At 55.0% G+C, this 13,906-nt stretch carries 13 protein-coding genes; 7 read left to right on the top strand and 6 right to left on the bottom strand.

The window, feature by feature from the left end:
• The first annotated feature begins 54 nt into the window (after positions 1-54).
• Positions 55-633, top strand: coding sequence for a D-sedoheptulose 7-phosphate isomerase (lpcA, locus tag AC6I8W_RS04305; RefSeq protein ID WP_497837118.1), 579 nt, complete (start codon positions 55-57; stop codon positions 631-633).
• A 52-nt stretch (positions 634-685) separates the two neighbouring features.
• Positions 686-1,453 (top strand): class II glutamine amidotransferase, encoded by a 768-nt coding sequence (locus tag AC6I8W_RS04310; RefSeq protein WP_497837119.1) that lies wholly within the window; start codon positions 686-688, stop codon positions 1,451-1,453.
• Here AC6I8W_RS04310 and dpaA read toward each other — a convergent pair.
• Entirely contained in the window at positions 1,424-2,170 is a 747-nt protein-coding gene (dpaA, locus tag AC6I8W_RS04315) for a peptidoglycan meso-diaminopimelic acid protein amidase (protein WP_497837120.1), read from the bottom strand. The two genes, AC6I8W_RS04310 and dpaA, sit on opposite strands and share 30 nt — an antisense overlap.
• Before the next feature lie 243 nt (positions 2,171-2,413).
• Here dpaA and dinB point away from each other — a divergent pair, with 243 nt between their 5' ends.
• Positions 2,414-3,469, top strand: coding sequence for a DNA polymerase IV (gene dinB, locus AC6I8W_RS04320; RefSeq protein WP_497837121.1), 1,056 nt, complete (start codon positions 2,414-2,416; stop codon positions 3,467-3,469).
• Between the two features lie 53 nt (positions 3,470-3,522).
• Here the strand turns inward: dinB and AC6I8W_RS04325 are convergent, their stop codons facing one another.
• The 4 genes from AC6I8W_RS04325 to pepD form a co-directional block, all read right to left on the bottom strand.
• On the bottom strand, positions 3,523-4,593 hold the full coding sequence (locus tag AC6I8W_RS04325; RefSeq protein ID WP_497837122.1) for a sugar ABC transporter substrate-binding protein: 1,071 nt from the start codon (positions 4,591-4,593) through the stop codon (positions 3,523-3,525).
• Between the two features lie 27 nt (positions 4,594-4,620).
• A complete protein-coding gene (locus AC6I8W_RS04330; RefSeq protein WP_480368634.1) occupies positions 4,621-5,619 on the bottom strand; it encodes an ABC transporter permease in 999 nt (332 codons plus the stop codon).
• Positions 5,616-7,121 (bottom strand): sugar ABC transporter ATP-binding protein, encoded by a 1,506-nt coding sequence (locus AC6I8W_RS04335; RefSeq protein WP_497837123.1) that lies wholly within the window; start codon positions 7,119-7,121, stop codon positions 5,616-5,618. Before AC6I8W_RS04335 ends, AC6I8W_RS04330 begins: the two co-directional genes overlap by 4 nt.
• Positions 7,122-7,380: 259 nt before the next feature.
• A complete protein-coding gene (gene pepD, locus AC6I8W_RS04340; RefSeq protein WP_497837124.1) occupies positions 7,381-8,841 on the bottom strand; it encodes a beta-Ala-His dipeptidase in 1,461 nt (486 codons plus the stop codon).
• Between the two features lie 254 nt (positions 8,842-9,095).
• Between pepD and gpt the strand changes: the two genes are divergently transcribed.
• The 3 genes from gpt to crl all read left to right on the top strand — a co-directional run bounded on the left by gpt (position 9,096) and on the right by crl (position 11,362).
• Positions 9,096-9,554: a xanthine phosphoribosyltransferase gene (gene gpt, locus AC6I8W_RS04345; protein WP_021186168.1), complete on the top strand. Its 459-nt coding sequence runs from the start codon at positions 9,096-9,098 to the stop codon at positions 9,552-9,554.
• 119 nt (positions 9,555-9,673) lie between these two features.
• The gene (gene frsA, locus AC6I8W_RS04350; RefSeq protein ID WP_497837125.1) at positions 9,674-10,915 is read left to right on the top strand and encodes an esterase FrsA; all 1,242 of its coding nucleotides are present in this window, start codon (positions 9,674-9,676) and stop codon (positions 10,913-10,915) included.
• 45 nt (positions 10,916-10,960) lie between these two features.
• Positions 10,961-11,362 carry a sigma factor-binding protein Crl gene (gene crl / locus AC6I8W_RS04355; RefSeq protein ID WP_497837126.1) on the top strand — a complete coding sequence of 134 codons (402 nt, stop codon included), beginning with the start codon at positions 10,961-10,963 and terminating at the stop codon, positions 11,360-11,362.
• Between the two features lie 64 nt (positions 11,363-11,426).
• Here the strand turns inward: crl and AC6I8W_RS04360 are convergent, their stop codons facing one another.
• Complete coding sequence (locus AC6I8W_RS04360; RefSeq protein ID WP_497837127.1) at positions 11,427-12,542, bottom strand: porin; 1,116 nt, start codon at positions 12,540-12,542, stop codon at positions 11,427-11,429.
• A 252-nt stretch (positions 12,543-12,794) separates the two neighbouring features.
• Between AC6I8W_RS04360 and proB the strand changes: the two genes are divergently transcribed.
• The gene (proB, locus tag AC6I8W_RS04365) at positions 12,795-13,898 is read left to right on the top strand and encodes a glutamate 5-kinase (protein ID WP_497837128.1); all 1,104 of its coding nucleotides are present in this window, start codon (positions 12,795-12,797) and stop codon (positions 13,896-13,898) included.
• Positions 13,899-13,906 lie beyond the last annotated feature (8 nt).

Here is a 13,906-nt window from a genome sequence, read left to right on the forward strand (position 1 = left end):
TAACGCCATTCCGTTAAACTTGCGGAGTCAATCTTTCCTCTAAAGGACATCCCTATGTATCAGGACATTATCCGGTCAGAACTTAATGAAGCCGCCGATACGCTTCATTCCTTCCTCAGCAATGAAGCCAATATCCACGCCATTCAGCGCGCAGCGGTGATGCTGGCGGACAGCTTTAAGGCGGGCGGCAAAGTTCTCTCCTGTGGTAACGGCGGCTCGCACTGCGATGCCATGCACTTCGCCGAAGAGTTGACCGGACGCTACCGTGAAAACCGTCCTGGCTATCCGGCCATCGCCATCTCCGACGTCAGCCACCTCTCGTGCGTCAGCAATGATTTTGGCTACGATTACGTGTTTTCACGTTATATCGAAGCGGTAGGTCGTGCTGGCGATGTGCTGCTGGGGATTTCTACCTCCGGCAACTCCGCTAACATCATCAAAGCGGTGGAAGCCGCACGTGCGCAGGGCATGAAGGTCATCACTCTGACTGGCAAAGACGGCGGCAAAATGGCCGGTACAGCGGATATCGAAATCCGTGTGCCACATTTTGGCTACGCCGACCGCATCCAGGAGATTCACATCAAGGTGATCCATATCCTGATGCTGCTGATTGAAAAAGAGATGGTGAAGTAAGTCGTGGCTTCTCCTCCCGCGTCAGTGGGAGGATTTTACTAAGGCGGTAGCTATGTGCGAATTGCTCGGGATGAGTGCCAATGTCCCTACGGATATCTGTTTCAGTTTTACCGGTCTGGTGCAGCGGGGCGGCGGAACCGGGCCGCACAAAGATGGCTGGGGCATCACCTTTTACGAAGATAAAGGATGTCGCACCTTTAAAGATCCGCTGCCAAGCTTTAACTCGCCGATTGCCCGTCTGGTGCAGGAGTACCCGATCAAATCACACTCGGTGGTGGCCCATATCCGTCAGGCAAATCGCGGTGAAGTGTCGCTGGAAAACACCCATCCGTTCACCCGTGAGCTGTGGGGCCGTAACTGGACCTATGCCCACAACGGTCAGTTGAAGGGGTATCGCAATATGGATACCGGCCATTTCCGTCCAATAGGCGAGACTGACAGTGAAAAAGCCTTTTGCTGGATCCTGCACAAACTCACTTCGCGTTATCCGCGTACGCCGGGTAACTGGCCTGCGGTGTTCCGCTATATCGCCGAGTTGGCGGCAGAGCTGCGGCAGAAAGGCGTGTTTAATATGCTGCTGTCGGACGGACGTTATCTGATGGCGTTCTGTTCCACCAATCTGTTTTGGATCACCCGCCGCGCGCCCTTTGGTAAAGCGAAGTTGCTGGATCAGGATGTTGAAATTGATTTTCAGCAGCAGACCACGCCGCAGGATGTGGTGACCGTGATTGCCACGCAGCCGTTGACGGGAAATGAAACCTGGCACCGGATAGTGCCAGGCGAGTGGGTATTATTTTGCCTGGGAGAGCGCCAGGAATGATTTTGACGCAGCGTCTGGCGCGGTCATCACCGCCGGACTGCTGTTCACCGCATACTGGCCGGTGGCGGTCACGTTGACCGTCGGTGGCTGGTGGTACTTCTCAAAGTACGCATAGCCCGGCTGCAACTGACGCCAGAAGCTGGCATAGGTGGAGTAGCGATGACGCTGCATATTGCTGTCGGTCATACGGAACGGGAAGATGCTCAGGGCGATCTCTTGCTGGCCGTTACGCAGCGCCGCGTTCACATAGGTATAAATCTCGTCCATGTAGGCGTTGGTCATGGCATAGCAGCCAATTGACTTACAGTCGCCATGAATCATCAGATATTTGCCGTTGTAACCATTGTCACGGTCAAATTGATTCGGGAAACCGGTATTGATCGCGCGATAATAGTGGCTATCCGGTTTTAACTGATTCAGCTTGACGCTATAAAAACCTTCCGGACTTTTAAAATCACCCTCACGGCGTTTTGGCCCCAAACCGCCTGAGAAATTACAAATGCGGTAGCTATCCAGCAGACGATATTCATTACCGATCTTGCCGTACAGTTCCAGCGTTCGTTCTTCCTTGAAAATCTGAATATAAACCGGCGTGCCAAGTAATTGTTTTTTTAGTTCTTTACTGACCGGAGCCTGGGGGTTAACTGGCTCTGGCGTCATTGCCCAGCTAAGGACCGGCATAACAATCATCGCAAGGAATAATGCGATTCTGCCCATTCTGTGTGTACCTTGAAGTGAAGAAGAACTCTGACGCATAACGTCTCTGTATTGCATTATCGGAAATATCCGCTATCGCAGCGCAACATTAACATTGTCTGGCGTTTAATCAAGCCGGTGGCTGAGAAAATAGCCATTTCTCAATGGGATTACGGCCATAAATTTGTAAACTTTAATGCTGCCGCCGACAAATATTGCTGAACGCTTACGATGCTGTATACTTATCCAGTATTCGGAGGGGGTATGCGTAAGATCATTCATGTCGATATGGACTGCTTCTTCGCGGCAGTTGAAATGCGCGATGATCCCTCTTTGCGTGATATCCCCATTGCCATTGGTGGCAGCCGGGTACAACGTGGCGTCATCAGCACCGCCAACTATCCGGCGCGCGAATATGGCGTACGCAGCGCGATGCCTACCGCCATGGCGCTGAAACTCTGCCCCCATCTGCGCCTGCTACCCGGACGATTCGAAGCCTATAAAGAAGCCTCGCGTCAGATCCGCACCATTTTTGCCCGTTATACCACATTAATTGAGCCGCTTTCGCTCGATGAAGCTTACCTCGATGTGACCGATAGCCCACATTGCCAGGGTTCCGCCACCTTGATGGCGCAAGCGATCCGTGCCGAGATCTGGCGGGAAACGCAGCTCACCGCGTCAGCAGGTATCGCGCCAATTAAGTTTCTCGCCAAAATCGCTTCTGATTTGAACAAGCCTAACGGCCAGTTCGTCATCACACCGCAGGCGATGCCGGATTTTCTGCTGACGCTGCCGCTCGGCAAAATTCCGGGGGTGGGCAAAGTGTCGGCGAAGAAACTGGAGGAGATGGGGCTGCTAACCTGCGGCGATGTGCAACAAACCGATCTGGCACGTCTGCTTAAACGCTTCGGTAAATTTGGGCGTGTGCTGTGGGAGCGCAGTCACGGCGTTGATGAGCGTGGCGTGGTGGTGGAGCGGGAACGCAAATCTCTCGGCGTGGAACGTACACTGATGGAAGATATTCATAGCTGGGAGCAGTGCCTGGAGATTATTGATTATCTGTACGAGGAGCTGGATCGTCGTCTGACGCGGATTCGCCCGGATAAACTGATCGCCCGCCAGGGGGTGAAGCTGAAGTTTAGTGATTTCCAACTGACTACCCAGGAGCATATCTGGCCGGTGCTGAATAAAGAGGACATGATCGCAGTGGCGCGCAAAACCTGGGACGAACGCCGCGGCGGACGAGGTGTCAGGCTGGTGGGATTGCATGTCACGCTGGTGAATCCACAGCTGGAAAGGCAGTTGTTATTGGGTCTGTAGCGGCGCGATGTCAGAAAAACCCGCGCGATAAATCGCGCCGCTACCATCATGGGTTATTTTTTCGCGTACTTCGCTTCCAGCGTGGCGAACCACGGGGCAACGAAATCGTTGTTTTCGCCCCAACCTGGAATGATTTTGTTCAGTGATGCCACATTCACCGCGCCTTGCTGGCTGTTCAGCTGCTGCTGTGAAATTGCCGAGGCTTTAAACTCGTAGCTGGCAGGGGTGGCTTCACCGGCGATTTTATTCGCCACCAGGCGCATATTCACCGCACCAATGGTTTTCGGATCGACCGCTACCGTCTGCACCCACGGGCTGTTCTTCTCGTGCATCAGTTGCAGGTCCTGGTTGGAGACGTCAATGCTATACAGCTTGATCTCGGTACGGCCATTCTCCTGCAACGCCTTGTAAGCCCCCTGGCTGAAGGCATCCCACGAACCCCAGATAGCATCAATCTTGCCTTTCGGGTACTTCGCCAGAATCGCGCCAATTTTGTTAGCGGTGTCGCCCTGGACGTCAGAAGAGACCGCACCAATCGACTCCAGCTGGTGGATACCTGGATTTTCTTTCAGCAGTTTTTCATACACCACCTGGCGACGATCCATCGCCGGGAAGCCACCGACCCACAGCTTGACGATATTCGCCTTGCCATTGAAATCTTTGATCATCTGACCGAGTGACTCTCGCGCCAGAGACGCGTCATTTTGTGCCGTTGTCGTCACGCCGTTGACCGGGGTATCCACTGGGGTATCAAACACCGACAGCTTAATCCCGGCATCGGCAATACGTTTCACCAGCGCGGTGGAGTAGGGTTCTTTACCGTGGGACAGGATGATGCCGTCATACTTCTGGCTGATCGCCTGGCTGACGAAATCCTGGAAGCGAGCGTCATCGCCGTTGCTCAGGAAGGTGCTGACTTTAAAGCCCAACTTGCGGCCCTGCTGAATCGCACCGGCGACAAACTGGGTGGTGTTATCGTCAGAGCCGAGGTTACGGATAATTGCGATACGCACCGGTCCCTGATGATTAGCGATGGCGGCAGGCACCGGCACCGCTGTATCGGCGAAGGCGGCGCTGGCTTGCAGCAGGCTTACGGCCAGCAGCGAAAGGGTGATTTTTTTCATGTTGTTCTCTTTCTTAAGGGAAGCGCCTTAACGGCGCTGGATATAGGTCATCGCCAGGGCCAGAGCCAGCACCAGGCCTTTAATAATGTCCATTGCGTAGTAAGGCACGGAGAGCATCACCAGCCCGTTTTGTAGCACACCGAGGATCACCGCACCCACCAGGGTACCAAGCGCGTTAGGTTTACCGGAACCGGCCAGTGAGAAGCCGATCCACGCCGCCGCGACCGCATCCATCAGGTAACCACCTCCGGCGTTTACCTGTGACGAGCCAATCCGCGATGCCAGCAGAATGCCGCCGAGGCCAGCCAGCAGTGAGGCGATCACATAGGCCAGCACACGATAACGGGTGGTGCGAATACCGGAGAGACGCGCGGCTTCCGGGTTGCCGCCGAGGGCATACATGCGACGACCATGTTTGGTCAGCGACAGTGCCAACTGGGCGACCACCGTCACCACCAGCATAATAATCACGATGGTCGGCACTTGGCCCAGCAGGTTAAAACCCGCCGGAATGGCACCTTCCGCCATGTCACCGTTCGGCATCACCATGTTCTCGGTAATCGAACCGCCAAAGCTGTAGGTCATCGCCACACCCTGAATCACGAACAGGGTGGCAAGGGTCGCCAGCATGTCAGGAATGCGCAGAATCACAATCAGGAAGCTGTTAAACAGCCCGACAAGGGTGCATAGCAGCAGGGTGATGACGATCGCTTCGGTGGTGTTGAAGCCGTACCAGACGAACAGCGAAATCACCAGCGCATTCGCCAGCGAGGCGGTGGAGCCAACCGACAAGTCGAAGCCGCCGATGGTCAGCGAAATCGACACGCCAATGGCAATCACCGTCACAATGGCGATGGAGCGCAGGATATTGATGATATTGGTTGGCTCAAGGAAACTGTCTGACGCGAGGCCAAACGCGGCGATGAGGATCACCACCGTCAGCAACATGCCCCATTTATAGAGAAAATCAAACAGTTGATGGCGCAGAGAAGGCTGCGGGTTCAGGATTATTTCTTTGCTGCTCACGCAGGGGTTCCTCCGGTGGAATAAAGCAAAAGCGTCTCTTCTGTGGCCTCACGTCCTTCCATTTCTGCCACAATGCGCCCGTCCCAGAGTACACAAATGCGGTCGCACAGGCCCACCAGCTCGGAAAACTCCCCCGACGCATAGATGATGCCTTTGCCTTCCCGCGCTAAGCCGTCGATCAGGCTGAACAGATCGGTTTTGGCCTTGATGTCGACACCTTTGGTCGGTTCATCAAAAATCAGTACGTCAGCGTTATTACGCAGCCATTTGCCGATCGCGACTTTCTGCTGATTACCGCCGGACAGGCGGCGCAGCGTCTGCGCCGGGCCCGTGGTGCGCACGTTAAGACGGTTAATCACCTCTTCCGCCCAACGCCAGGCCTGGCGATGACCGAACAGGCTCCAACGGGAAAAACTGTTATCGGCGCTGATGCTCAGGTTCATCGCCACGGACTCGTCAATAAAGATGCCTTCTTTGCGCCGTTCTTCCGGCACCAGCGCCATGCGATTTTCCACTGAATCGTGCGGCGAACGCGGTCGCCACGGCTTGCCATGCAGCTCGCCGTGACTGACGCGGCTTGGGCTTGCCCCAAATAATGCTTTGCACAGCTCGGTTTTTCCGGCACCGGCCAGACCGGCGATGCCAAGGATCTCCCCTTTATGCAGACGCAGCGAGATATCCTGCAACAGCTGGTCGTCATGCAAACCTTCTACCGACAGCAGCAGCGGTTGCGGCTGACGTTCACGACGTGGCGGGTAGACATCCGTCAACTGGTGGCCGAGCATCTTCTCGACGATCTGCTCACCGCTGAGCGCGGCCATCGGCGCGGTTTCGATTAACCGTCCGTCACGCAGCACCGTCAGCTGGTCACAAATCGCTTTCAGTTCGTGAATACGGTGGGAAATAAACACCACACCAATGTCGTTGTTCTGTAAACGGCGAACCACGTTAAACAGGCGCTCGCTTTCGTGCTGATCAAGCGGAGCGGTAGGTTCATCCAGAATCAGGAAGCGACAGTGGTGGGAAAGAGCGCGGGCCAGCAAAATCTGCTGCTTCTCCGCCAGCGAACAGCGTTCCACCAGGCGTTTGACATCAATGTTTACTTCCAGCTGATCCAGCAGCGCACGCGCCTGGCGGCGGATCTCGCCCCAGCGATAACCGTGGCCGGGTTCTGCCAGTTGATCGAGCAGGATGTTTTCCGCCACGCTGAGCTGTGGTACCAGCGCTACATCGACTTCCTGCTGGACCAGGTGAATACCCAGTTTTTTGGCATCGCGTGGCGAGCGAATGGTGACGGGATCACCGTCGAGCAGGATCTCGCCGTGATAATGGCTGTGGGCGCCTGCCAGCACTGCCATCAGGGTTGATTTCCCCGCGCCATTCGCACCGGTCAGCGCATGCACCGAACCGCCGTCGGTGGTGAAATCCACCTCGGTCAGCGCGGCAAAACCGCCAAAAGCGATGGAGATATTACGCATCTCCAGGCGGTTAATCGCACTCATTGGCTGGGCCTTTAATAAAGAGAATTGGGCGCATTTTTTCCTGAACATCCAGGCTCGGCAACAAACGAAAGCGCATAAGCTAGCACAAAATCTTATTAGCCATCCAGACATCCGGGTGTAACGGCGGCTAAAACTGGCCGTAACCAAAGCGGCTGGTGAAACAGGGAGGTAATGTGAGGGATTTGTAGAGAATTATGCTGGAGTTGTTAACAGACATAAAAAACCAGGCCGGAGCCTGGTTAGTTACTTTACGAAATAGTTACACTTTTTCCGGTACGACGTTCAGCAGTGAGGTCAGCAACTGCCAGTACAAACCGACGCTGGCGATGTGAACCTGCTCATCCGGTGAATGCGGGCCAGTGATGGTCGGTCCGATGGAGACCATGTCCATATTCGGATACGGTTTTTTGAACAGGCCACACTCCAGACCGGCGTGGATCACCTGGATGTTTGGCGTTTTGCCAAACAGCGCTTCGTAAGTTTTACGCGTCAGCGCCATGATCGGCGAATCGGCATCCGGCTGCCAGCCTGGGTAGCCGCCTTTCGGTGCGGTTTTGGCACCGGCCAGCTCACCCAGCGAGGTCAACATTTCCACCACGTAGTCTTTACCGGTATCGATCAGGGAACGGATCAGGCAGATGATTTCTGCGTTGTCCTGATCCATGGTCACCACACCGACGTTAAGCGAGGTTTCCACCACGCCTTTCGCCACGTCAGAGTTGCGGATCACACCGTTCGGGGTGGTGTTCAGCAGGTTAATGAAGCGGTCACGGCTGTCGGCAGTCAGTGCCTGGCCCTGATGCGCCAGTGGCTCGCTCAGCAGCGCGATGTTCTTCTCTTTAATACCCAGCTCGTTTTGCAGCGTGGCCTGAAAATGTGCCGCAGCAGATTTCAGCGCATCGACTTTGTGGCTGTCGATAGCCAGGGTGGCGAAGGCTTCACGCGGGATGGCGTTACGCAGCGTACCGCCAGTGAACTCAATCAGACGCACATCCAGGGCGCGCGCATGGGCCGCCAGGAAGCGAGCCAGCAATTTGTTGGCATTGCCGAGGCCGAGGTGGATATCCGCGCCTGAGTGGCCGCCTTTCAATCCTTTCAGCGTCAGCTTCAGGGTTTCATAACCGGCTGGCACCGCTTCACGGGTGAGCGGCAGGGTGGTGATAAAATCGATACCGCCCGCGCAACCCATATAGATCTCGCCTTCTTCTTCTGAATCGGTGTTGATCAGGATGTCGGCCTGTAACCAGTTCGGCTGCAAACCAAACGCGCCATCCATGCCGGATTCTTCTGTCATGGTCAGCAGCACTTCAATCGGGCCGTGCGTCAGGCTGTTGTCGGCCAGCACTGCCAGCGCCGATGCCATGCCGATGCCATTATCAGCACCCAGCGTGGTGCCACGCGCTTTCACCCATTCGCCATCGATATATGGCAGAATCGGATCTTTGGTGAAGTCGTGCACCGTGTCATTGTTCTTCTGCGGCACCATATCGAGGTGCGCTTGCAAGGCCACCGGCGTACGTTTTTCCATGCCTTTGGTGGCGGGTTTGCGAATCAGGATGTTTCCGACCTGATCGCGTTCAACCCAAAATCCCTGCTCTTTAGCCCAGCCGACAATGTATTCGGCCAGCGCTTCTTCATGGTAAGACGGGTGTGGAATGGAGCAGATTTTGGCGAAAATATCCCACAGCGGCTGGGGGGAAAGTTGAGACAATTCAGACACAACGCGTCTCCTGTGTCAGCGTGGCGGACAGGCCGCTCGCACGCGGGGTTCCAGTGAAAGATCGCCGTCAGCTCATCTGACGTGATGGGGCTGAGAATATCACTGTTTCTGGCCGGGTGCGTAATCAGGCGCGTTAAAAACCCGCAACCGATGTGCAGATGCTGGTTTTTAATGCGACAGATCCTTATAATCTCGCGCAACCCATTCCCCCTTGCACATTTTTAAGCCAACTTCAATTGGCCGGGACTCCTTTTATGAGCGAAAAATACGTCGTCACCTGGGACATGTTGCAGATTCATGCCCGTAAACTGGCCCAGCGCCTGCTTCCTGTGGAACAGTGGAAAGGCATCATTGCGGTCAGCCGTGGTGGTCTGGTACCAGCATCGCTGCTGGCGCGTGAACTGGGTATTCGCTATGTCGATACCGTGTGCATCTCCAGCTACGATCACGATCATCAGCGTGAGATGACCGTGCTGAAACGCGCTGAAGGCGATGGCGAAGGCTTCGTAGTGATTGATGATCTGGTGGATACCGGCGGCACCGCGCAGGCGATCCGCGATATGTACCCGAAAGCCCGTTTTGTGACCATCTTTGCTAAACCAGCAGGCCGTGCGCTGGTGGATGATTACATCGTCGATATTCCGCAGAACACCTGGATCGAACAGCCGTGGGACATGGGTGTGGTGTACATTCCCCCTATCGTCAAAAGCTGATTGATGTAACGCAAAACAACGCCCGTTTTATCCGGGCGTTGTGCTTTCTGTCTCTCGCACCGGGAGTTCGGGTGCAGTAAACTGATCCACGCCGTGACCGCCGCAGGAGAGAGTTTACGATGCCGAGCAAAAATCTCAGCGAAGAGCTATTCAAACCGCGTTTCAAACACCCTGAAACCTCAGCCCTGGTGCGGCGTGAGCACCATAGCCCAATCCAGGTGCATAACGCGCTGGAAGGGGATACCCAGCATTGCTGGTATCGTATGCTGAACAAGCTGCTGTGGACGTGGCGCGGCCTGACGCCGCAGGAGATCAGTGAGGTGCTGGCACGTATCGCCATCAGCAATGTGGAACACACCAGCGATGAACTGCTGGATACGGTGATCGGTTACCGCAGCGGCAACTGGAACTTTGAGTGGTCAAAGCAGGCGGCGATGTGGCAGCAGGAAGCGATGCAGGATGAAGAACACGCCGGTCAGCACTGGCTGCATGCGGCAAATCTCTTTAGCCTGGCGGCCTATCCCTACATTAAAGGCGACGAGCTGGCCGACCAGGCGCAGGTGCTCGCCAATCGCGCGTATGAAGAAGCCACGCAGCGGCTCACTGGCGAGTTAAAAGCCCTGACTTTCCCGGTAAGCGGCGGCAGCCCGGTGACCGGCTTTCTGCATATGCCTGCGCAGGCCAAAGCCCCTTATCCCACGGTAATGTTGTGCGGCGGGCTGGATTCGCTGCAAATCGACCATTATCGTCTGTTCCATGATTACCTCGCTCCACGCGGGATCGCGATGCTGACGCTGGATATGCCGTCGGTAGGTCTGAGCAGCAAATGGACGCTGAATCAGGACACCAGCCAGTTGCATCAGCAGGTGCTGCGTGAACTGAGCAACATTCCCTGGATTGATCACACCCGTGTGGGGTTATTTGGCTACCGCTTTGGTGCCAATGTGGCAACGCGGCTGGCCTATCTGGAAGTGCCGCGTTTACGCGCGGTCGCCACACTGGGCGCGATGGTGCATGGCGTGTTTGTCGATGAGCAGCGTCAGGAGCAGCTGCCGGATATGTATATGGATATGCTGGCGAGCCGTCTGGGGATGTCATCCACCCCGGACAGCAATCTGCGCACGGAACTGAATCGCTACTCCCTGAAAGTGCAGGGGCTGTTAGGACGCCGTACCCCGATCCCGATGTTGGCGGCATACTGGAACAACGATCTGTTTTGCCCTGAAGAAGATGCACGAATGATTGCCAGCTCCTCTGCACAGGGGAAAGCGCTGATGATTCCGACTGCCCCGGTATTCAGTAGTTTCGACAAAGCGCTAAATCAGATTTGCGACTGGCTGGCAAAGCAGTTAAAAAACTAAGTAGCAATCGTTACACGGTCCGTTAATCGAAAAGGGAGAATTAGCATGTCGTTACCGAGTGGTCACCCCCGCAGCCGTCTGCTTAAGCGCTTCACTGAGCTTGGCCCCTATATTCGTGAAGGGAAATGCGAAGAAACACGCTTCTTCTTTGATTGCCTTGCCGTATGCATCAATGTGAAACCGGCACCGGAAAGTCGTGAGTTCTGGGGCTGGTGGATGGAGCTGGAAGCGCAGGAAGATCACTTTACCTACCAATATACCTTTGGTCTGTTCGACAAAGCGGGTAACTGGAGTGCTTCAGCCATCAAAGGCAAAGATAACAATGCTAAGGTTGAGGAGACGCTGCGCAACTTCCACGAGCGTCTTAAAGCGACACTGCGTGAGCTGAAACTGGATCTCAAACCTGCTGCGGGATTTGATGAACAACCGGTAAAGCTGAGCGCGTAAGTAATAAAAAGGGCAGGTGATGAGCCTGCCCTCTGATTACAGACACATTGAGGGTAAAACGTTTTTAGAACTGGTAAGTCATGCCCACAGCCACAACGTCGTCGTTGTTGAGCGCCAGTTTGTTGTCGTCAGACAGTTGGTTGATTTTGTAATCCACCATTACTGACATGTTTTTGTTGAAGTAGTAAGTCGCACCCACGTCGATGTATTTCACCAGGTCGGCATCGCCGATACCGTTTTCGATATCTTTGCCTTTGGTCTGCACATAACCCAGTGACGGACGCAGGCCGAAATCAAACTGATACTGTGCCACCAATTCGATGTTTTGCGCTTTATTCGCGGCACCGGCAACGGATGCGCCCTGATATGTTCCGCTGATCGGGGTCATGTTGCGGGTTTCGGTGTAGATCGCTGCCAGGTAAACGCTGTTGGCGTCATACTTCAGGCCAGCACCCCAGGATTCAGCTTTCTGGCCTTTTCCGTAGGTCCGGGCTTCCTGCTGGTTGGTACGGTCAGAAGAGGTGATGGCACTGATGGCGCTGATGCCGGTATCACCAAAGGTGTAACCCAGTGATGCACCGTAACCGTCGCCGTTCTGGCGAGAAGTATCGGTAGCGCTACCACGGGCGTTAGCGCTGGTGGAGTCGTTTTTGCCCTGATATTGCAGCGCGAAGCGCAGACCATCAACCAGGCCGAAGAAGTTGTTGTTGCGATAGGTTGCCACACCGGTAGCACGCTGGGTCATAAAGTTGTCAGAGCGTGCCGTACCGTCGCCGCCGAATTCCGGGAATACGTCGGTCAGACCTTCCACGTCATACAGCACGCCGTAGTTGCGACCGTAATCAAAGGAACCGTACTGGCTGAATTTCAGACCGGCAAAGCCCAGACGAGTTTTGTTGCCAGTGTTGGCGTCTGAACCTTCAGAGTTGTTGACGTTGTACTGATATTCCCACTGGCCATAACCGGTCATCAGGTCGTTAATTTTGGTCTGACCTTTGAAGCCGATACGGACATAAGATTTGTCACCATTTGAGCTGGCGTTGTCGCTCATATAGTTTTCAGCTTTTACCTTGCCGTAGAAGTCCAGTTTGTTACCGTCTTTGTTATACACTTCGGCCGCGTGTGCAGTGGAAGCCAGAGCCAGCGCAGAGACGACTAATGCCAGTTTGCTTTTAATCATTTTGCTATCAATCCCAATGAGTAAAATTTGTTTTGCCGTGAAAGGACTTGTAATAAATCACGGGGGACTTTTTACCGGGTGGCGATGAAAGTTTTATGACAGATTTTCTGATTTCTTGTTAATTGCGAACTTTTGGTCTACCGCATTGTCCGGGGATTTTTGTGCTTTTCCCCCGGTGGCTGTTGGCTTCCTTGCTCACTCCTGATAAAACGTCCCTTCGCAGAACTTTTTTCTTACTATGGCAGGAAAAACATGAGTGGCAGTCAGACCCTTGTGGTCAAGTTGGGTACCAGCGTCCTCACCGGCGGTTCACGTCGACTGAATCGGGCGCACATGGTGGAGCTGGTTCGTCAGTGTGCACAGCAGCACGCGGCGGGCCATCGTATTGTTATCGTTACCTCGGGCGCGATGGCGGCCGGGCGCGAGCACCTTGGTTACCCCGAACTGCCACCTACCATCGCCTCAAAGCAGCTGCTGGCTGCGGTGGGGCAGAGTCGTTTGATCCAACTGTGGGAACAACTGTTCTCGATCTATGGTATCCATATTGGTCAGATGCTGCTGACGCGTGCAGATATGGAGGATCGCGAGCGCTTCCTGTATGCGCGCGATACGTTGCGTGCGTTGCTCGACAACCACATCGTGCCGGTGATTAACGAGAACGATGCGGTTGCCACCGCCGAAATTAAAGTCGGCGATAATGACAACCTCTCCGCGCTGGCGGCGATGTTAGCGGGTGCCGACAAATTGTTGCTGCTGACCGATCAGCAGGGGTTATTTACCGCAGATCCACGCAACAACCCGGAAGCGGAATTGATCAGCGATGTACACCAGATTGACGATGCGCTGCGTACCCTGGCGGGTGGTAGCGTCTCGGGTCTGGGCACTGGCGGTATGGCGACTAAGTTGCAGGCGGCGGATGTCGCCTGTCGCGCTGGCATCGACGTGATTATCGCGGCGGGTAGCCGCAGCAACGTAATTGGCGAAGTGATTGACGGCAAACCGGTTGGCACCCGTTTCCATGCTCAGCAAACACCGCTGGAAAACCGTAAACGCTGGATCTTTGGCGCCCCACCAGCCGGTGAAATCACCGTGGATGATGGCGCGCTGGCCGCGATTCTTGAGCGCGGCAGTTCGCTGCTGCCGAAGGGCATCCGTGAGGTGCAGGGTAACTTCTCACGCGGAGAAGTGATCCGTATTCTCAGTCTGGATGGGCGTGATATTGCCCACGGCGTGACGCGTTATAATAGCGATGCGATGCGGATGATCGCCGGGCATCACAGCCAGGAGATCGGCGAGATCCTCGGTTACGAATATGGCCCGGTGGCGGTGCACCGTGACGATATGATCGTCAGTTAAGGAGCAGA

Source organism: Pantoea sp. X-Soil-TKNS-1211, from assembly GCF_059730495.1.